This window comes from Peribacillus folii, from assembly GCF_030271255.1.
In the GTDB taxonomy this organism is placed as follows: domain Bacteria; phylum Bacillota; class Bacilli; order Bacillales; family DSM-1321; genus Peribacillus.
The window spans coordinates 16,722-37,131 of the sequence record NZ_JASJOM010000007.1 but is presented as its reverse complement, the minus strand read 5'-3'; the positions used below and the strand labels follow the sequence as shown (position 1 = coordinate 37,131).

The following is a 20,410-nucleotide window of genomic DNA, read 5'->3' as shown; positions in this document are numbered from 1 at the left end:
ACATGCGGGTAACGCAATCGATGCTAACCAATAATATGTTAACCAATTTAAGCAGCAGCTACGAAAAAATGGCCAAGCTGCAAGAGCAGGTTTCCTCTCAAAAGAAATTTTCCAAACCATCAGACGACCCGGTTGCGGCCATGATGGGCATGGGGTACCGGACGAATTTGAACCAAATCGGACAGTATCAAAGCAATATATCCGAGGCGACGAATTGGATCGACAGTACGGATGATACCATTTCAGAAGCAGTTTCCGCGATGCAGCGGATTCGGGAGCTGACGGTCCAAGGAAGCAATGGCACCTATGAAGGCGATCAATTGAAAAACGTTGCCGAGGAAATCAAGCAATTGAAGGAACATCTCATCACCCTTGGTGACACACAGATCGGCGGGAAGTATATTTTCAACGGCCAGGATACGAATGTGAAGCCCTCTTCCGTTAAAGACGCGAATGGGAATATCGTGTATGGCAAAGGAGATATAAACCTTGAGGTGTTTTCCGGGATTTCCTTGAAAATCAACACGGACGGCTCGAAGGTTTTTGGGGATGCGTTGGCCAATGGCGGAAGCATCGACAAGACGATCGCTGCACTGGAAAGCGGCGGGGATGTGACCGGGACGCTTGACGGGCTTGATGCAACCATCAATACATTCTTAGGCATGCAGGCCCAGGTCGGCGCCAGGCAAAACCGGATTGAGCTAATGACGGACCGTCTCAAGCAGCAGGAGGTTTTTGCTACCTCGATCCTTTCAAAAAACGAGGATGTCGATATCGAAAAGGCGATCATGGATTTGACGACCCAGGAAAGCGTCCATAGCGCCGCCTTAAGTATCGGGGCAAAAATCATGCAGCCGAGTTTATTGGATTTTCTACGCTAAGCTATTCTTAAATGGATAGCTTTTTTCTATAAGGAGTGTTGATGATGCAGATTCCGCAAATTAGATTGCAATCCGCCCCAATGAAGATTGGGTTGGATATCGAACAGCCTGTACAGCAAATCGAACAAAAGGCAGCGGTCCAATCGATCGAACAGCCACAGGCCATTTTGGAAATCCATACGTCTCCAGGCAAGCTGACGATCGATCAGACAAAGGCCAGGGAGGATATGGATTTGAAAAGCATCTCCAAGCGAGTGGAGGAATTTGCCCAGCAGGGATACCAGGATTGGCTCGCAGGCATGGCTCGGCGCTCGCAGCAGGGGACGGAGCTGAGGCACATTGAAAGAGGCGGCAGTCCGCTCGCCGATCAGGCCAAGCAAAACAGCAAGGGAGCGGAAAAGCAATTCAATCTTGGCTGGATTCCCTCTTATTTCAGCGTGCAGCTTGACTACGAGCCGGCACAGGTGGAGATTGAAGCAACCGCCCAAAAACCGATCATTGATGCCCAGATCAACAGGCCGGAACATACATACACACCGGGCCGTGTGAATGTGGAAATTTTACAAAAAAATACGCTGGATATAGACTTCATGAATTTATATCCGGATCAGACAGGTGAGTGAGAACAGTGATGAAAGTGCAAACGAAATTTCATGGCGATATCGAATTGGCCGCAGAAGAGATTTATCATTTCGAAAGCGGGCTGCCGGGCTTTTTGGAGGAAAAGCAGTTTGGCCTGCTCACGTTGGATGACACCCCGTTTTTCGTCCTGCAATCGACAAGGACAAGAGAGATTGCCTTCATTGTGACGAACCCTTTTGATGTATTTCCTGATTACGAAGTGAAGCTTACAGATGAAGTGCTCGAGCTTTTACAAATAGAAAAAGAACAGGATGTCCTTACGTTCGTGATTTTGACGATTTCTGATCCCTTCAATCAATCGACGGCAAACCTTCAGGCTCCTGTCATCATAAATGGCTCGAAAAAATTAGGCAAGCAATTCATCATGAGCGGCAGTGATTACCGCACAAAGCATAAACTGTTTGAACCCCGCATTGAACAGGGGGCGAAATGATGCTCGTATTGACAAGAAAACCTAACGAATCGATCATGATCGGCGATGATATCGAAATTACGATCCTCTCGATTGAGGGAGAGCAGATCAAGCTTGGAATCAATGCTCCGAAAAATGTCGAGATCCATAGAAAGGAAATCTATCTATCGATCCAGCAGGAAAATGGCGAAGCCGCCCAAACTGAATCCAATCTTTTGGAAAACATAAATGAGTATTTCAAGAAAAAATCGTAAAATCCGCTAAATATGTTTCGAAGCAGGCCGATATTAACTATACAACGACGGGCCATGATATAGGCGGCCGACTTAGTCACTGCCCGTCGTAATGAACCACATGGATGTGGGAACTGAAAACTCAAGGAGGAAATACAAATGATCATCAATCACAATATCTCAGCTCTTAACACGCACCGTCAATTATCAAGTGCGACAAACGCGCAATCTAAATCTATGGAGAAACTAGCCTCAGGTATGCGTATCAACCGCGCTGGTGACGATGCTGCAGGTCTGGCAATCTCTGAAAAAATGCGTGGCCAAATCCGCGGATTGGATCAAGCTTCCCGTAACTCACAAGATGCGATTTCTTTAATCCAAACGGCTGAAGGTGCATTAAACGAAACAACTGACATCCTTCAACGTATGCGTGAACTTGCTACTCAAGCATCTACTGATACTAATACAACAAACGACCGCGGCGAAATCCAAAAAGAAATGGATTCCCTAACATCTGAAATCAACCGTATCGGTAACACGACTGAGTTCAATACGCAAAAATTATTGAACGGTGCTAAAGATAGCAAAACTGTATCACAAGCAGCTGTACCTGCTGCTGCTGCTGTTAAAGGTAGCGTAACATCAACAGGTACTCTAGATACTACTGTTGGTAAGACAGTTGAAATCGATGGAGCAACTTTCACGGCCGCTGCTGCAGATGATGCAGCAAATGGTGAGTTCAAAGATCTTGCTGGCTTAGCTGCAGCGATCAATTCGAACGCTGACTTGAAAGACAAATATACTGCTTCTGTTGACGGGACTAACCTTAAAATTGAACAAAAAGCTGGTTTTGAATCTGCGACTGCAGCAACTATCGGTGGAGACGCAGGCTTATCAGTAGATGCTGCTGCAACTGTAGATGGGTCTGCTGAAGTAAAAGCCAAAGATGCTGTTGAAGCTGGCGCAGGTCTTCAATTCCAAATCGGTGCTAACGAAAACCAAAGCCTAACACTTGAAATCAAAGATATGCGTGCAAGCGCTCTTGGATTGACAGGTACAGGAACAGGCTTCACTGCTACTGCTGATGTAAGCAACGGAACTGATTCTACAGGCGTTGAATCTGGTCTTGATGTTTCTAACGCTAAAAACGCATCAGCTGCTATCACGAAAATCCAATCTGCGATCGATAAAGTATCGGCAGAACGTTCTAAATTAGGTGCTAACCAAAACCGTTTAGAGCACACAATCAACAACTTGGGTACTTCTTCTGAAAACCTGACTGCTGCTGAATCACGTGTACGAGACACCGATATGGCTAAAACAATGATGGAGCAAACTAAAAACTCCATCTTGGCACAAGCTTCTCAAGCAATGTTGGCTCAAGCAAATTCCGCACCTCAAGGAGTTTTACAACTTCTAAGGTAAATTTGAAGGGCGTTTTATCCAGTAATGGATAAAAGGATGACTGGGTGAATTGCTGGAACTTCCTAAAGCTCTACCAACCACAACGTAACTGGAAACAGTAAGCGTGATGGTCTGAAAATGATGGAGATGACACAATGGACAATCAGCAGCCAAGCTCCTTTGAGGAAACTCTGGAGAAGGTTCAACGACTAGGATATACAGTCTAAGGCGAAAGCTATGACCATGAAATCCGTAGGGTGGCAGCAGCCATTCGAAGTGCCCAGCCCCTTATTAAGTTAAGGGTGAAGATATAGTCTATTCTATGCTCGAAAGACATAGTCGCAAAGCAAGCGAACCAACAACCACAAGGAGTTTTACAACTTCTTCGTTAATAACGTGAAAGAGACTCTAGTTTTGCTAGGGTCTCTTTTTTTCTATAAAGCAAATGGATAGAAATTATCATTTTGTATGGAATGCTATCAAGAAGTGGTGTTAGTTTCTTTTTTTAATATCTTTCCATTTGTAATTAACGGACCAATAACTTCTTTTTAGCACCTTTGCTATTTCATTTGTCGAGTATCCAATTTCTTTGAGTTGATTTAATAATTTGATTTCATCTGGAGAATAAGGTTTAGACCGATCGGAACTGCTGGTAACAACCGTGTAGTCAGGATACTTCGATTTCCATTTAATTATTTCTTTTTGATATCTAAAATCCCAAGAGGTTTTATATAACATAGAAGAACAGGTTGTAGTCACAGGTTCGATTAGTTCAAGGAAACGAAACGTTTCTTTAACAGAAGTAGTTTTTAGAATGAATCCATGTCCATCCTTACGAGCACCCAGTCTAAAAGATAACTCATAGGTGGTGAAAATATGGTCCTTTAACTTCTCTAATTCGTCCTTACGATAACACTGAAGGTATAGGTAAATATGAGGTGTGAGGTAGATGATTTTCTTATTATGATTTACCCTAAACGAGATGCTTAAAGAGCCATCATCCATGTATAGAATAGCTAAGAAATGTGGTAATAGACAATTTTTAATTAAAGTGAAAGGAAGATATTTAGTTCCATCTTTTCTGTAAAAATGAGGGAATAAGTTAGTGAATAATTCTAAAGATGCGGAACGTACAGATTGGCTTGCCGGAGTTATATACAATAGCCCATCAAAGAAGGCGACTTTCCATTTTCGGTACTCTTCTTGAGATATACCGTAGTGCTCTCGGTAGCTATTGTTCTTTCTCCTGCTATTTTTATAAATTTTCGTGATTTCCCCGTCACTTATTATGCTTGCGTATAATATATTTCTCTGAATTTCAGTAAGCATCATCATGGACACCTCCTTAATAAAAGTCTGAATTCCTTTCCTCTACTTCCTTTTTAATCATGTTATCTCCTTTCGAAACAGAATGTTTGTTCTCAGTATAATGATAAAACCTTTGTATGAACACTGTAAAGTTCAATTTCAGAACCGATATAAAAACTAAAGACAACATATTGGGGGCTATTAAGATGCTGGAGAGTTTGTCCACGAATATTCTTTCCTCACAACTCAGAACAGCCATCTCGGATGGTATCAGTTCTTATTATCAGCGTGAAATGAATACGCTGGCCTATTCGGAACAAAGTGCGGAAAGCAGCCAGCCAACGAAAGAAAAGGTTCAGGAAGTGGTGGAGAGCTTAAACACCTTCCTCAACCCGACACATACGGCGGTACGCTTTGAGTATCATGAAAAGCTTCATGAGTATTATGTCAAGGTTGTGGATGACGTAACCGATGAGACGATCAGGGAAATTCCCCCTAAAAAATTATTGGATTTCTATGCGGCAATGACAGAGTTTGTCGGCATAATGGTCGATGAAAAAATATAAGCGGGTGATGAAATATGGTACGGATCAGTGGATTGGCAAGTGGAATGGACATAGATGAATTGGTCAAAAGCATGATGCAGGCGGAACGGGTGCCTTTGGACAAATTGACCCAGAAAAAGCAGTACTCCGAGTGGCAGCGCGATGATTACCGCTCGATCAATACTTCATTATCGGAATTGGATACGCTCATCCGTGATGGGATCGGGAAGCAATCTTCTTTCATTAAAAAGAAGGTATCGGTTTCGAATCCAGAGGCCATATCCGTAAAAAATGTAAGCTCGGCAAGTGACTTTACAGGAAATATCAAGGTGAACAGTCTTGCCAAGGCAGCAACGATGGCCAGTACGGAAAAGTCGGCTGTCACTGACGCGAAAAAGAAATTGTCGGAATTAGGTATCACGGCACCTCAAGAGATTACGATATTGGCTCCAAATAAAGAGGGCGGCTTCGATACGGTAGATAATGCTGGTGTGACGCCTAAGCCGTATACGCTTACGCTTAATGCCGATGATACCCTGGAGAGTGTCATCAATAAAATCAATGCCAATTCGGGGGTCACGCTGTTTTTTGATCAAAATTCGCAAAACTTTTCGGTCACCGCCAAAAATACCGGTGATGTCAAGGATGGACCTGAAATTAAACTGGGTGGCAGCGGAGATTTTTTTGCTGCGTTAAAACTGAGCAGCAACAATGAAGAGGCTGGCGGCACAAAAGGCGAAAATGCATCGGTTACGTATAATGGCCTGGATATTTCCCGCCCTTCGAATACGTTCCAAATCAATGGAGCGGAAATTACGGTAAAGCAAAAAACGACAGATACCGTCACGTTCTCTTCGACGGCTGATGTGGATGCCGTTTTGGACACGGTCACGCAGTTTGTGAACAAATACAATGAAATCATTAAAAAGGTCCAGGATAAAACCGGCGAAGCGAAATATCGCTCCTTCACCCCGCTGACTGCTGAGCAAAAGAAGGAAATGACGGAAGACGAAGTGAAGCTGTGGGAAGAGAAGGCGAAAAGCGGAATGCTAAAAAGCGACTCGACGCTTAAAAGCCTCTTGACCACGATGAGAACCTCCCTATACACCGCTGTGGATGGGATTGCGGGAAAAAACAATCTCAGCAGCCTGGGCATTACCACGACTAAGAATTACTTGGAGGGCGGTAAACTGACGATTGATGAGGACAAGCTCCGGGCAGCGATCAGCGAGGACCCGAATGCGATTTACAATATGTTCATGGCTGACGGAGCGGAAAAAGGGGAAAAGGGACTGGCACGCCGTTTGCGTGATGATATACAATCTTCGATGAAGGTCATAACGGAAAAAGCCGGGAAGGCCGGATATGTGAATAACAATTTTACCATCGGGAAAATGGTCAATGGACTGGATACGAGGATTTCAGCGTTCGAAGCAAAGCTAACGAAGCTGGAATCCCGCTATTACAGCCAGTTCACGGCGATGGAAAAGGCAATCCAGAAGGCGAACAGCCAAAGTTCATCGTTAGCATCTTATTTTAGTTAAGGCAAGCGGGAGAGGAAGATAAATATGGCGATTAATAATCCCTATCAATCGTATCAACAAAATTCGGTCAATACGGCGTCCCCGGGAGAGCTGACATTGATGCTTTACAATGGCTGCCTGAAGTTCATCACGCTTGGGCGGAAGGCCATTGAAGCAGGAAACATCGAAGCGAAAAACACCAACATCATCAAGGCGCAAAACATCATCCATGAATTGATGGTGACGCTGAACATGGATGTCGAGGTGTCCAAGGAAATGATGATTCTGTATGACTTCATGAATCGCCGCCTGATAGAGGCGAATACGAAAAATGATGTGGCTGCCTTGGATGAGGTGGAAGGACTTGTCACGGACTTCCGTAATACGTGGAAGGAAGTCATTCAGATCAATCGCAAAAAACAATTCAGCCAAAGCGGGCAAGTGTAATGCTTCAAGCCTTTCACGACTTGACCAATGAATTGCTTGCCGTTCTGGAGGATAGGGCAATTGAGGAACGTGAGGATAAAATCGGGAAAATCATCGAGCTGATCGATCGAAGGGATGAGGCCCTAGCACAAATCAAGCCGCCCTTTACTGATGCAGAGCAGCAGCTGGGCCGCAGGACGATGCTGCTTAATCAGCAGGTCGACAGCCTGCTGAAGCTTCAAAAGCAGGAGATACAGCGGGACATCCAGGAAATAAACAAAAAGAAAAAGTCCTCCAATAAATATATGAATCCATATGAAAGTCTATCGATCGACGGCATGTTTTACGATAAAAGAAATTGATATACCCAGCCGTTTGGTTTCCAAACGGCTTTTATGTTAAAAATATTTAAATTTTCTGTAAATTATTTATGCTTAATTTTTTCATTATCGTCAGGCATTTGTTATAATGAGGCTAGGGAAGACATCAACCCTTTCAAAAACCTTCCGACAATTGTTTCGTAATTTCGACATATTTCATGATATGTTTCCAAAGGAAACAGGAGGGGTATTGTAGAATCTAACTGTTATAGTCTTAATTTAAGGAGGACTCACTTTATGAATTACAACGTACGCGGTGAAAACATTGAGGTAACTCCAGCAATTCGAGAATACGTCGAAAAGAAAATCGGCAAGCTAGAACGGTATTTTAACAATACACCAGATGCAAATGTGTTAGTCAATTTGAAAGTGAACAATAATACATCCAAGGTCGAAGTGACGATTCCTATGCAGAATTTGGTTCTTCGTGCTGAAGAGGAAAATGCGGATATGTATGCTGCCATTGACTTGATCAATGATAAGCTTGAACGCCAAATTCGTAAACATAAAACGAAGGTCAACCGTAAATTCAGGAACAACTTATCAACGACTCCGGAAGCATTTGCTTTCAATACGGACGTTGATGAAGCGGTCGATGAATTCGAAGATGATAATGATGTGGAAGTGGTCCGCAATAAGCGCTTTGATTTGAAGCCGATGGACAGTGAGGAAGCGATTCTGCAAATGAATATGCTTGGCCACAGCTTCTTCGTTTATACGAATGCTGACACTAACACAACGAACGTGGTATACCGTCGTAAGGATGGCCGCTACGGCTTGATCGAACCTAGCTAAAACTGAATCCTTGAACTAAGCACAGCCCAGGAATGGGTTGTGCTTTTTTGCTTGTTGATAGAGTGTGTTCAGGGCAGTGAACTGTGGCGATGTTCATGCGGATAGGATGTTTTATTTAGAGAACGATACTGTTCTTTAATAAGATAAATAGTTAATAGTACCTATTCTATTGATTCTTGCTTTTGTACTATACTCAAATTGTTAGTTCTTTAAAAAGAACATTAAGTTATTTATAAAAAACAATTTGATCAAGGTGCAGAGGGGTTGGATAGCTTGTATCAAAAGAATTGCCATAAATGCCATCGGGCTTCTTTTAGCAGTGCAGAATATGGACTGTGGCTTTGCCCGACCTGCGGTGATGACCTGACTGTGCAAAAAGCCTTGGATCCGCTGGTGATGGAGAGAGTTAATAGGCAAAATCAGCCGAATAGGAAGAGCAACATTTTTTATTTCATAAAAAAAAGAAAGTGAAGTGGATGAAGAGGGACTTGAATTTTCTTAATATTGTAATATTTTGTCGGATAAAATTTTTTGCATTTTGCTAGTTTGGCGACATAATATAACAATATATGGTGCGAGTATCCGGTATAATATGTTTAACAAGCGATGTATTTGGTAATTAGTACCACGACAAAGGCAAACTTATTGAAAAATAAGGGCGCAAAGGCACAGGTCTAAGGTCCGCTCGACTAAGATGGCTGGTCTGCCTGAAATACAAAGGTATTTTAGGAGGTAGAAGAGGTGGCTAACATGGAAATGGATCAGGAATGGGTGGAGTTGATATCAGAAGCACGGAGCTTGGGTTTTAAAAAAGAGGAAATTAGTGCTTTTTTTGAACGGAAATGCCTTGAGCTTCCGCTAGAGGAGAGCGATGGAAATTAAGAGACTAAAACACCCTATGAACAGCATTGTTCGCATTGCTGTTCATAGGGCTTATAATTCCCATGAATTTTAAGTGAGTCTAGCCTTTTCAAGCCGTTCACTTCAGGAGTATGTAGGTAGACTAATAAACTTCTATTCTTCTTTATCTTTTCTCCATTTATTGAACTCGATGAATTCCCTGAATTGCTGCTTCGACACGCCAGAATTCATGGCTTCCTCCACGATTTTCATCCAGTCATTGTCCAAGGTTTCCTTATTTGGTGCATCGTAAAGCAGGGCATCAACAGGAATGTTAAGGACGGCGGAGATTTTTTCGAGAAATTGAATTGAAGGATTCGTTTGTAAGTTACGCTCTAGCGAACTTAAGTAAGACTTTGCCACCCCGGCTTTATCGGCAAGTTCAGTCATCGACATCTTCTTTTCTTCACGCAGTTTTTTTACACGTTCACCAATCATAATACCACCTCGAAACATGTTCTATTTATCTTCTACTTTAAATTTTAGTAGCCCACCTTTTAAAAATTCAAACATGAAATCTGGTTGGATTACCTTGGCAGCAGCTAGTGATGGAAGGTTATGGATCATTCACATTTGCTTTTGGAATAGTGGGGAATTTCCAAGAATAAAATTATACTTCCTTCTATTTTAACAGTTTTACTCATAGTTTATCCATTGTTTTTCGCAAGAATTGAATTCGGGACAATAGGCATGGAAGTGACATGAAGTTGTACCTCTAGGATAGAAGTGGTAAAATTAAACGAGGATTAGGAATAATAGAAGATGCATTTCTTCTTACTTATATGAATTTTGCCACTGTATGATCATTACCCTAATAGAGGAGCGTTATTGAATGCTTAATATATTAAATAAAGTTTTTGATCCGAATAAGCGAGAAATAAAACGTCTGGAAAGAGTTGCTGACCAAGTCGAAGCGCTTGCTGATGAGACGGCAGCCTTATCGGATGAGCAGCTGCGTGCCAAAACGGGGCAGTTCAAGGAGCGCTACCAAAATGGGGAGACCGTCGACGATTTGCTCGTCGAGGCTTTTGCTGTTGCCCGTGAAGGGGCGAAGCGTGCCCTTGGCTTATATCCTTACCGCGTTCAAATCATGGGCGGGGCATCCCTTCATGACGGCAATATTTCGGAAATGAAAACGGGGGAAGGTAAAACGCTGACATCCACCATGCCGGTCTATTTGAACGCGCTCACTGGCAAAGGTGTCCATGTCGTTACGGTCAATGAATACTTGGCCCACCGTGATGCCTCCGAGATGGGAGTATTATTTGAATTCCTTGGCTTGACCGTCGGCCTGAACCTGAACAGCCATTCAAAAGAGGAAAAACAAGAGGCGTATAATGCCGATGTTACCTATAGCACGAATAATGAGTTAGGCTTCGATTACCTGCGTGACAACATGGTGTTATATAAAGAACAAATGGTCCAGCGCCCCTTGCATTTTGCTGTAATCGATGAAGTCGATTCGATTTTGATCGATGAGGCGAGGACACCGTTGATCATCTCCGGCTCGGCCCAAAAATCGGCCCAGCTTTATATCCAGGCCAATGCGTTTGTCAAAACGCTGCAAAAAGAAAAGGATTATACGTATGATGAAAAGACAAAGGGCGTACAGCTGACCGAAGAAGGCATGAACAGAGCTGAAAAAGCGTTCAATATCGATAACTTATTCGATATAAGCCACGTTACTTTGAATCATCATATCAACCAGGCGTTGAAGGCGCATGTTTCCATGCATTTGGATGTGGATTATGTCGTCCAGGAAGGTGAAATCGTCATTGTCGACCAATTCACTGGCCGTTTGATGAAAGGCCGTCGTTACAGTGAAGGCCTCCACCAGGCCATTGAGGCGAAAGAGGGACTTGAAATCCAAAATGAAAGCATGACGCTTGCGACGATCACCTTCCAGAATTACTTCCGGATGTACGAAAAGCTTTCCGGCATGACCGGGACTGCCAAAACGGAAGAAGAGGAATTCCGCAATATCTATAATATGAACGTCATTGCGATTCCGACAAACAGGAATATCATCAGGGATGACCGGGCCGATCTCATTTATGCGTCAACCGATGGCAAATTCCGAGCTGTCGTCGAGGATATCGCCGAAAGGCATGCAAAGGGGCAGCCTGTCCTGGTTGGAACGGTAGCCATTGAAACGTCTGAAGTCATTTCAGCTTATTTATCCAAAAAGGGTATTCCGCACGATGTCCTGAATGCGAAGAATCACGAACGTGAAGCGGAGATCATTGCCAACGCAGGGAATCAAGGCTCCGTTACGATCGCTACGAACATGGCCGGCCGTGGTACGGACATCAAGCTTGGAGAAGGCGTGAAGGAGCTCGGCGGGCTTGCCGTCATTGGTACGGAGCGCCATGAAAGCAGGCGTATCGATAACCAGCTGCGCGGCCGTTCGGGCCGTCAAGGAGATCCAGGGGTCACACAATTCTATTTATCGATGGAAGATGAATTGATGCGCCGTTTCGGCTCCGATAACATGAAGAACATGATGACACGCCTTGGCATGGATGATTCCCAGCCAATTCAAAGCAAGATGGTGACGAGGGCCGTTGAGTCCGCCCAGAAACGGGTGGAAGGCAATAACTTCGATTCACGTAAGCAATTACTGCAATATGATGATGTTCTTCGCCAGCAGCGGGAAATCATCTATAAGCAGCGCTTCGATGTGATGGAAAGCGAAAACTTGCGCGAAATCGTCGAAACGATGATAGCTGCCTCCGTCGAGCGCAATGTGGCGGCATTTGCACCAATGGGTGATGAGGAAGGCTGGAACCTGCAAGGCCTTGTCGATTACCTGAATGGTAACCTATTCGATGAGGGTTCGATTTCCGCAGCTGATTTGGATGGGAAAAATGAAGCGGAATTGGTTGAATTCATTTTAGCTAAAGTGAAAGAAGACTATGATCAAAAAGAAGAAGAGCTGTCCGACGAGCAAATGCGTGAATTCGAAAAGGTTATCGTCCTTCGTGCAGTCGACAGCAAATGGATGGATCATATCGATGCAATGGAGCAATTGCGTCAAGGGATTCACCTTCGCGCCTATGGTCAGATCGATCCGCTTCGTGAATATCAATCAGAGGGCTTCGCGATGTTCGAGGCGATGATTGCCTCAATGGAAGATGAAGTGGCTAAATACATCATGAAAGCAGAAATCCGCAACAATTTAGAGCGCAAGGAAGTCATACAAGGACAAGCGGTAAACCCCAAGGAAGAAGATGGGGGCAAAGTGAAAAAGGCTCCGGCCCGTAAGAAGGATGACGTTGGCCGAAATACGTTATGTCCTTGCGGAAGCGGTAAAAAATATAAGAATTGCCATGGCAGTGTAGGCTAATAGTAGGTGTATAATGAGTAAGGGACGGTCAAGTGTATGACTTGCCGCCTCTTTTCATGTTTCGTTTGCATAAAGTCGTATATTTGCATATAGTTTGAAGAGGCTTATTTGCACGGAGGAATCCCTCTGCAGGGAGTTTTTTAACATATTTGATGAGGTGAATGGAAATGGAATTAGGAGAAATTAGAAATGAACTTGAACGGACAGCGCAACGATTAACGGACTTTAGGGGGTCTCTTTGACTTAGATGAAAAAGAGGCACGAATCGCTCAGCTTGAAAATGAGATGACACACCCTGATTTTTGGAATGATCAGCAAAAAGCACAGACCGTCATCAATGAAACGAATGGATTGAAAGAGCAGGTCACCCAGCTGGCTGAACTGAACGAGTCATACGAAAATCTGGATCTGACGTATGAACTAGTGAAAGAAGAGAATGATGCTGAACTTTTGGCAGAGCTTGAAGAAGAAATCACGATCCTTTCACAGAAGATGAATGATTTCGAACTGCAACTGTTATTAAGCGAAGAATATGACTCGAAAAACGCCATCCTTGAACTGCATCCTGGTGCAGGCGGAACGGAATCGCAGGATTGGGGTTCGATGCTGCTGCGCATGTATACAAGATGGGGTGAAAAAAGAGGCTTTAAAGTGGAGACCCTTGATTACCTTCCAGGTGATGAAGCGGGCATCAAAAGTGTCACTCTGCTTTTCAAAGGCCATAACGCCTACGGATATTTGAAAGCGGAAAAAGGCGTTCACCGTCTTGTTCGTATTTCTCCTTTCGATTCATCGGGGAGACGCCATACTTCATTTGTTTCTTGTGAAGTCATGCCGGAATTCGATGAGACGATCAATATCGAAATACGGACGGAAGATTTGAAGGTCGATACGTACAGGGCAAGCGGCGCTGGCGGTCAGCATATCAATACGACTGACTCGGCTGTCCGGATCACCCATTTACCTACCAATACGGTAGTGACGTGCCAAAACGAGAGGTCGCAAATCAAAAACAAGGCCCAGGCGATGAATATGCTGAAAGCCAAACTTTATCAACGTGAAATTGAACAGCAACAAGCAGATCTGGATGAAATTCGCGGTGAGCAAAAGGAAATTGGCTGGGGAAGCCAAATTCGTTCTTATGTTTTCCATCCGTACTCCATGGTCAAGGATCACCGTACGAGTGCGGAGACCGGAAACCTGGGTGCGGTCATGGATGGGGATATTGATATGTTCATCGATGCATACCTGCGGTCAAAATTATAATTGAATGAAATGGCCGGACCCGTTCTGGGGTCCGGTTTTTTTTATGAAAATCATGCTTGCCTTACACGTTCTGCTAAAATAGGCAGTCTGGATTATTTTTACAGGATGTGAAAGGGCATGCCATGCTATGATCCGCCAATACTAAATAATGATGAATGATGGTTTGAGGAGATAATGAAGAATGAGAAAAAGATACCGGGAGCCGAAGCCCCCTTTGATGCAAAAGTTAATCGAATATGGATTGGTAATCGTGGGTTCGGCCATAATTGCCATCGGTTTTAACGTTTTCCTGCTGCCCAATCAAGTGGCATCGGGCGGGGTCAGCGGGATCAGTACGATCCTCCGGTCCACTCTCGGATGGGAACCAGCTTATGTTTTGTGGGGGTTCAATATTCCTTTATTCATTGCTGGACTTATCATCCTGGGACGGCATTTCGGTGCCAAAAGCTTGATTGGAACCTTGTTCCTGCCATTGGTGGTATTTTTGACAAAGGATTGGGCTGCTTGGACGAATGATGCCTTGCTTGGTTCCATTTGCGGAGGAATGATGGTCGGTCTTGGGCTAGGCATTGTCTTTCGGGGGAAAGGCTCTACGGGAGGCACGGATCTAGCTGCCCAGATTTTTCACAAGTACACCCATATGTCATTGGGCACCTGTGTTGCCATTATCGATGGCATCATCGTATTAAGTGCAGCGATCGTTTTTGATATTGAAAAAGGACTTTATGCGTTGATCGCCTTATATGTGACGAGTAAAACGATCGATCTTGTTCAAGTAGGGCTGAATCGATCCAAGATGGCATTGATCATCACGAATAAGGAAAGAGATGTAAGGGATGCTATCATACATGAACTGGACCGAGGGGTGACGGGGATATCCGGTTATGGCGGTTATACGGATGACATCCGCCCAATCATGATGTGTGTCATTGATCAGTCCGAATTCACCAAATTGAAACAATTGGTGAAACTCGTTGACCCTAAAGCGTTTGTAATCGTCACGGACGCATCGGAAGTGCTGGGTGAGGGTTTTAAACTGGAGTGACATTGGTATAATGTTCTTGTATTGGTAATAGAAAGAGGGGGTAAGATCTATGAAGATGAAATGGGCGGCCCTAGTTTTGGGCACTTCTCTGGCATTGGCTGCATGCGGCGGGAACGACGGTGCGTCAGACAAAGAGCCTGCAGGTGAAAATAATGAAACGACAACGGCAGGAGCCGGTGATGCTGCCAGGATTTATGAAAACAAATGCTCGAGCTGCCATGCGGCTAATCTTGAGGGCGGAGTAGGACCGAATTTGACGAAAGTCGGCTCGAAGCTGACGAAGGCTGATATCGAAAAGGTCATTGCAAATGGACAAGGAGCCATGCCTAAGGGAATCATTCAGGGCAAAGAAGCCAGCATGGTCGCCGAATGGCTTGCCGAACATAAATGAGTGACCGCCGAAACGTTCTGCATCAGCAGGACGTTTCATTCCGCATTCCCCCTAATGAATCCCCGATTCCTCTCACATTTAATTCCTTAACCAACAACGAATCCCTGGAATTATTACGGATATCTTGAATTATGACTGACTGAAATGAAAATGTAATATTATTAATGCTTAATTTGACAAAATATGATGTTATAATGTGTCTGTGCTCAAGTAAGAGCGATTCCTGTCAGAATTCAGTGGAAATTGTCGAAAAAGCTGTAATTACATAAAGATAATTCAAGCATATTAGGTGGTTTTAAAATGATAGAAATGATAGATGTGAAAAAGACATACCCGAATGGCGTCATTGCCATTAATGGGATCAACGTAAAAATTAAGCCGGGCGAGTTCGTTTATGTAGTAGGACCCAGCGGTGCCGGTAAATCGACCTTCATCAAGATGATGTATAGGGAAGAAAAGCCGACTAGTGGTAATATCTTGGTCAATGGACTTAGCCTGCCAAGTATCCGCAATTCGAAAGTTCCTCTATTCCGCCGCAATATTGGTATGGTATTCCAGGATTTTAAACTCCTTCAAACATTCACAGCATATGAAAATGTGGCATTTGCCATGGAAGTCATCGAAAAGGAACCGGAAGAAATCAAAAAGAGGGTCATGGAAGTCCTTGATCTGGTTGGCATCAAGCATAAAGCCAGAATGCTGCCTTCCGAATTATCAGGCGGGGAACAGCAAAGGGTAGCGATTGCCAGGTCGATCGTCAATGATCCGAAGGTCGTCATAGCCGATGAGCCTACAGGGAATCTTGATCCTGAAACATCATGGGAAATCATGAACATTTTTGAAGAAATCAATAAACGCGGAACGACACTGGTCATGGCCACCCATAATAGGGACATCGTCAACAATATCAAACGACGGGTCATAGCCATTGAAAGTGGAAAAATAGTTCGCGATGAACATCGAGGTGATTACGGATATGAAATTTAGAACATTGCTCCGTCACTTCCGTGAAAGTTTTAAAAATATTGGCCGTAATGGATGGATGACGTTCGCTTCAGTAAGCGCAGTAACGGTCACGCTAACATTGGTCGGAGTCTTTTTAGTGCTCATGATGAATTTAAATCATATCGCGGGAAATGTGGAGAAGGATGTCGAAGTTCGCGCACATATTGATAACGCAGCGAATCAAAACGATATAAAGGCGATCGGTAAGAAAATTACGGAGATGGATGGCATTGAATCAGTCATTTTCTCTCCAAAAGATGAAGAGCTTACGAATTTGATAGATGACTTGGGTGATAATGGGGAAGCCTTTAAACCATTTGAACAGGACAACCCTTTAAGGGACGTTTATATCATCAAAACGAAATCGCCGCAAGATGTCATCAAGGTGGCTAAAAAAATCGAAGGCTTCGATTATATCCAAAGCGTCAAATATGGCCAAGGATACGTCGAGAAGCTTTTCAGCTTCGTGAATATTGCGAGAAACATAGGGATCGTCCTCATTGTAGGCTTGCTATTCACTGCAATGTTCCTGATATCGAATACGATTAAGATCACAATTGTAGCTAGAAGAAAAGAAATCGAGATTATGAGATTGGTAGGGGCAACGAATACATTCATCCGCTGGCCATTCTTCCTCGAGGGGCTTTGGTTAGGAATCCTCGGTGCAATCGTGCCAATAGGCCTGATTGCCGTACTCTATTACAATCTATATAAATATGCACAACCGCAGATTACGTTCAAATTCGTAGAGCTTCTGCCTGCAAGCCCATTTATTTATCAAGTTTCGGCCATCCTCATCGTGATAGGTGCCGTTATCGGGATATGGGGCAGCTTGATGTCCGTCAGGAAATTCTTGAAAGTATAAAAGTGGTTCCTTTTAAAGAAAAAGAAGCTTGGTCTAGATAGAGAGACGTTGCAGGGCAATAGATGTGACGGGATTGAAAGGGGAAATGAAACGTTGAAAAAAAATATCATTGCCATGAATGCTTCCATCATGATTGGGTTGGGAAGTTTTCTGGCAGTACCATCCGTTCATGCGGAGTCCATATCCGATCTGGAAAAGCAGAAAGATTCGATTCAGGAAAAACGCTCGGGCGTTGAATCGAACATTTCCGATACGGAGAAGAAAATCGATGTCCTCCAGGATAAGCAAATGACTGCAGAAGATCAAATCGAAGCGATTGAAGCGAAAATTGCAGAGTCCGGCAAAAAAATCGAGGCTAAAAATGCTGAAATCACACAAACGAAAAATGAGATCGAAGCATTAAAAAAAGAGATCGAAGTATTGAAAGAGCGCATCGCCAAACGTAATGAAGTGTTGAAGGAACGGGCACTTTCTTTCCAGGAAACCGGCGGGGATGTCAACTACCTTGAAGTGCTATTCGGATCATCAAGTTTTGGCGATTTAGTGGACCGTGTCGGAGCTGTAGCAACGATCGCTGAGGCCGACCGGGATATTTTGAAGCAGCATGAGCTTGATAAAAAAGATCTTGAAGAAAAACAAAATGCTGTCGAACAAAAGCTTGCCAGTCTAGAAGTCGCAAAAGCTGAACTGTTGGAAATCGAAAAACAGCAAAAGCAGCAAAAGCAGGAAAAGGATGCTTTAGTCAAGAAACTGAAGGACCAAACGAAAAAACATGAAGACGAGAAAATGGGCTTAGAGGAAGAAAAGGCGAATCTTGCTGCTCAAGAAAAAGCCATCAAATCTGCCATCAGCCTGGAAAATCAACGTCTTGCTGAATTGGAAGCGGCCCGTAAAAAAGCGGCTGCCGAAGCTAAAAAACGTGCAGAGCAGGAAGCAGCACAAGCTGCAGCGAAAGCGGCATCCCAAGCCAAGCAACAATCTTCTTCGGGATCGAGTGCAAAAAGCAGTGCAGCGCCAGCAGCTTCTCACTCTTCAGCCAATGTAAGTTCAGCACCTGCTGTATCTTCAGGTACATTCACCAGACCTAGTGCAGGCTATGTATCTTCCACGATGGGTGAACGTTGGAATAAAAAGCATGCCGGCATTGATATTGCTGCCAGCGGAACGGTGCCGGTTGTAGCGGCAGCCGACGGGATCGTAAGCCGTTCTTACTTCTCGAGTTCGTACGGTAACGTCGTCTTTGTTACCCATTCAATCAGCGGACAGCAATGGACTACGGTTTATGCACATTTAAGCTCTAGGCAAGTAAGTGAGGGCGCTGTCGTTGCCAAAGGCCAACAAGTGGGCATCATGGGGAACACAGGCCATTCATTCGGACAGCATTTACACTTCGAACTACATAAAGGCGCATGGAATTATAGCAAATCGAACGCTGTCAATCCATTAAACTATATACCTAATTGATACCCTGTTAACTTGAGGTAAAACAGACCTGGATGAATTCCTGGTCTGTTTTTTTATGGCCACGATTTTCGCATGGGGCATATTCTTGTCCACCGCTACATATAGTGGAATACATATCAGGTCAGAAATGGGGATAAATATGGTCAAAAAATGGGTACTTCCGCTAGCCATCATCATATCACTAGCCATTGGAGCAGTGGGGGGCATATATTGGACAAGTCTCCCGGATAAAAATGAAACAAAGCCTGAAAACCCAGCCATTTCCAAGGATAAAGAGTGGGCGAAAGTGGAGCAAGCTTATGGCTTGATCGTTAGTGAGTATGTCGAACAGGTGGATGGCTCCCGTTTGGTGGAAGGAGCAATTCAAGGCATGCTGTCGGCTTTGAAAGATCCTTATTCCGTATATATGGATAAGGAAACCGCCAAGCAATTCAATGAAACCCTGGATTCTTCTTTCGAAGGGATAGGGACTGAAATCGGCATGGAGGATGGGAAGGTCATCATCGTGTCTCCTTATAAGGATTCGCCAGCCGAAAAGGCGGGTTTGAAGCCAAAAGACCAAATCCTTAAGGTGAATGGTGAGAGTGTCGAAGGTTTGGATCTTTATGAGACACGCTTGAAAATCCGTGGCAAAAAGGGCTCACCCGTCAAAATGGAAATAAAACGAGCGGGGGTATCTAATCCACTGGAGTTCAATATGGTGCGTGCCGAAATTCCATTGGATACTGTATTTTCATCCGTCAAGGAAGTGGCAGGGGAACAAATTGGCTATATCGAGTTGACCACCTTCTCGGAAAATACGGCGGCAGACTTCAAAAAGCAGATGAAACAGTTAGAAAAGAAAGGAATCAAAGGGTTGGTCATAGATGTCCGCGGCAATCCGGGCGGTCTCCTTTCCAGTGTGGAAACGATTCTTGGCGAGTTCATTACAAAGGATAAGCCATTTTTGCAAATAGCCGAAAGAACGGGCGAAAGGCAATCGTTTTTTACGACCCTCAAGCAAGCGAAAAATTATCCGATTGCCGTCTTGACGGATAAAGGGAGCGCCTCAGCTTCGGAAATCCTTGCTGGAGCGATGCAGGAGGCAGGAGGCTATCCCTTGATCGGGGAGAAAACCTTTGGGAAAGGTACCGTGCAGCAGGCTGTCCCGATGGGGGATGGCAGTAAAATAAAACTTACACTGTATAAGTGGCTGACCCCTTCAGGGAATTGGATCCATAAAAAAGGAATTGAACCGACGATCAAAGTGAAGCAGCCGGATTACTTTAATGCCCATCAGCTTGCAGTTGAAGGGGTGTTGGAGCGAGACATGAACGATGAACAAATCCAATATGCCCAAAGCATTCTGAAGGGACTTGGGTTTGAAACGGGTCGCGAAGACGGCTATTACGATTGGAATACGGAAATTGCCGTGAAAGCCTTTCAAAAGCAGGATGGTCTTAAGGTGACAGGAAAGCTGGATGCAAAAACGGCAGCTCATTTGGAAAGCGCAATTCTGGAGAAAATCCAAGATGAAGATAATGATATCCAGTTACGCACGGCTTTGAACTATTTAGTGAAATGATGAATGAAGGTGCCG

At 44.1% G+C, this 20,410-nt stretch carries 21 protein-coding genes and 1 riboswitch; of the genes, 19 read left to right on the top strand and 2 right to left on the bottom strand.

Translation table 11 applies throughout. The features are described 5' to 3' along the window. The first annotated feature begins 2 nt into the window (after window positions 1-2). The 5 genes from flgL (at window position 3) to QNI08_RS12990 (ending at window position 3,593) form a co-directional block, all read left to right on the top strand. The gene (gene flgL, locus QNI08_RS13010) at window positions 3-881 is read left to right on the top strand and encodes a flagellar hook-associated protein FlgL (RefSeq protein ID WP_285767855.1); all 879 of its coding nucleotides are present in this window, start codon (window positions 3-5) and stop codon (window positions 879-881) included. Window positions 882-922: 41 nt separating this feature from the next. After that, window positions 923-1,504, top strand: a complete 582-nt coding sequence (locus QNI08_RS13005) for a DUF6470 family protein (RefSeq protein ID WP_352231221.1) — start codon at window positions 923-925, stop codon at window positions 1,502-1,504. A gap of 8 nt (window positions 1,505-1,512) precedes the next feature. Next, window positions 1,513-1,956, top strand: coding sequence for a flagellar assembly protein FliW (gene fliW / locus QNI08_RS13000; protein ID WP_285768109.1), 444 nt, complete (start codon window positions 1,513-1,515; stop codon window positions 1,954-1,956). Then, on the top strand, window positions 1,956-2,189 hold the full coding sequence (gene csrA / locus QNI08_RS12995; RefSeq protein ID WP_285768108.1) for a carbon storage regulator CsrA: 234 nt from the start codon (window positions 1,956-1,958) through the stop codon (window positions 2,187-2,189). The genes fliW and csrA overlap by 1 nt, the downstream gene beginning before the upstream one ends. Before the next feature lie 138 nt (window positions 2,190-2,327). Continuing rightward, window positions 2,328-3,593, top strand: coding sequence for a flagellin N-terminal helical domain-containing protein (locus QNI08_RS12990; RefSeq protein WP_285767854.1), 1,266 nt, complete (start codon window positions 2,328-2,330; stop codon window positions 3,591-3,593). Between the two features lie 471 nt (window positions 3,594-4,064). Here QNI08_RS12990 and QNI08_RS12985 read toward each other — a convergent pair whose 3' ends face one another. Beyond that, window positions 4,065-4,907 (bottom strand): DNA endonuclease, encoded by an 843-nt coding sequence (locus QNI08_RS12985; RefSeq protein ID WP_285767853.1) that lies wholly within the window; start codon window positions 4,905-4,907, stop codon window positions 4,065-4,067. A gap of 179 nt (window positions 4,908-5,086) precedes the next feature. Here QNI08_RS12985 and flaG point away from each other — a divergent pair, with 179 nt between their 5' ends. From flaG to QNI08_RS12955, 6 genes are all read left to right on the top strand, one after another. Then, the gene (gene flaG / locus QNI08_RS12980; protein WP_285767852.1) at window positions 5,087-5,446 is read left to right on the top strand and encodes a flagellar protein FlaG; all 360 of its coding nucleotides are present in this window, start codon (window positions 5,087-5,089) and stop codon (window positions 5,444-5,446) included. Between the two features lie 14 nt (window positions 5,447-5,460). Further along, window positions 5,461-6,969: a flagellar hook-associated protein 2 gene (locus tag QNI08_RS12975; RefSeq protein WP_285767851.1), complete on the top strand. Its 1,509-nt coding sequence runs from the start codon at window positions 5,461-5,463 to the stop codon at window positions 6,967-6,969. Window positions 6,970-6,993: 24 nt separating this feature from the next. Continuing rightward, the gene (gene fliS / locus QNI08_RS12970; RefSeq protein ID WP_285767850.1) at window positions 6,994-7,395 is read left to right on the top strand and encodes a flagellar export chaperone FliS; all 402 of its coding nucleotides are present in this window, start codon (window positions 6,994-6,996) and stop codon (window positions 7,393-7,395) included. Beyond that, complete coding sequence (gene fliT, locus QNI08_RS12965; RefSeq protein WP_285767849.1) at window positions 7,395-7,736, top strand: flagellar protein FliT; 342 nt, start codon at window positions 7,395-7,397, stop codon at window positions 7,734-7,736. The genes fliS and fliT overlap by 1 nt, the downstream gene beginning before the upstream one ends. Before the next feature lie 255 nt (window positions 7,737-7,991). Continuing rightward, window positions 7,992-8,549: a ribosome hibernation-promoting factor, HPF/YfiA family gene (gene hpf, locus QNI08_RS12960; protein ID WP_285767848.1), complete on the top strand. Its 558-nt coding sequence runs from the start codon at window positions 7,992-7,994 to the stop codon at window positions 8,547-8,549. A gap of 625 nt (window positions 8,550-9,174) precedes the next feature. After that, window positions 9,175-9,260, top strand: a riboswitch (cyclic di-GMP riboswitch). Between the two features lie 39 nt (window positions 9,261-9,299). Further along, on the top strand, window positions 9,300-9,431 hold the full coding sequence (locus tag QNI08_RS12955) for an anti-repressor SinI family protein (RefSeq protein ID WP_285768107.1): 132 nt from the start codon (window positions 9,300-9,302) through the stop codon (window positions 9,429-9,431). 132 nt (window positions 9,432-9,563) lie between these two features. Here the strand turns inward: QNI08_RS12955 and QNI08_RS12950 are convergent, their stop codons facing one another. Next, window positions 9,564-9,887 carry a helix-turn-helix domain-containing protein gene (locus QNI08_RS12950; RefSeq protein ID WP_061141195.1) on the bottom strand — a complete coding sequence of 108 codons (324 nt, stop codon included), beginning with the start codon at window positions 9,885-9,887 and terminating at the stop codon, window positions 9,564-9,566. Window positions 9,888-10,281: 394 nt separating this feature from the next. On the opposite strand from QNI08_RS12950, the gene secA reads away from it, so the two are divergent. The 8 genes from secA (at window position 10,282) to QNI08_RS12910 (ending at window position 20,395) form a co-directional block, all read left to right on the top strand. Then, the gene (secA, locus tag QNI08_RS12945; RefSeq protein ID WP_285767847.1) at window positions 10,282-12,795 is read left to right on the top strand and encodes a preprotein translocase subunit SecA; all 2,514 of its coding nucleotides are present in this window, start codon (window positions 10,282-10,284) and stop codon (window positions 12,793-12,795) included. 167 nt (window positions 12,796-12,962) lie between these two features. Next, window positions 12,963-14,061 (top strand): peptide chain release factor 2 gene (gene prfB, locus QNI08_RS12940; protein WP_285767846.1). Its coding sequence is split into 2 segments (ribosomal slippage): window positions 12,963-13,025 and window positions 13,027-14,061, totalling 1,098 coding nucleotides; the frame shifts between segments, so codons are not numbered across the junction. Between the two features lie 181 nt (window positions 14,062-14,242). Beyond that, on the top strand, window positions 14,243-15,106 hold the full coding sequence (locus QNI08_RS12935; protein WP_285767845.1) for a YitT family protein: 864 nt from the start codon (window positions 14,243-14,245) through the stop codon (window positions 15,104-15,106). 49 nt (window positions 15,107-15,155) lie between these two features. Further along, window positions 15,156-15,497, top strand: coding sequence for a cytochrome c551 (gene cccB / locus QNI08_RS12930; RefSeq protein ID WP_285767844.1), 342 nt, complete (start codon window positions 15,156-15,158; stop codon window positions 15,495-15,497). Window positions 15,498-15,797: 300 nt separating this feature from the next. Beyond that, window positions 15,798-16,484, top strand: a complete 687-nt coding sequence (ftsE, locus tag QNI08_RS12925; protein ID WP_061141190.1) for a cell division ATP-binding protein FtsE — start codon at window positions 15,798-15,800, stop codon at window positions 16,482-16,484. Further along, window positions 16,474-17,367, top strand: a complete 894-nt coding sequence (gene ftsX, locus QNI08_RS12920; protein WP_285767843.1) for a permease-like cell division protein FtsX — start codon at window positions 16,474-16,476, stop codon at window positions 17,365-17,367. The genes ftsE and ftsX overlap by 11 nt, the downstream gene beginning before the upstream one ends. A gap of 93 nt (window positions 17,368-17,460) precedes the next feature. Further along, window positions 17,461-18,831 (top strand): murein hydrolase activator EnvC family protein, encoded by a 1,371-nt coding sequence (locus QNI08_RS12915; protein ID WP_285767842.1) that lies wholly within the window; start codon window positions 17,461-17,463, stop codon window positions 18,829-18,831. 139 nt (window positions 18,832-18,970) lie between these two features. Then, complete coding sequence (locus QNI08_RS12910) at window positions 18,971-20,395, top strand: S41 family peptidase (RefSeq protein ID WP_285767841.1); 1,425 nt, start codon at window positions 18,971-18,973, stop codon at window positions 20,393-20,395. Window positions 20,396-20,410: the final 15 nt, after the last annotated feature.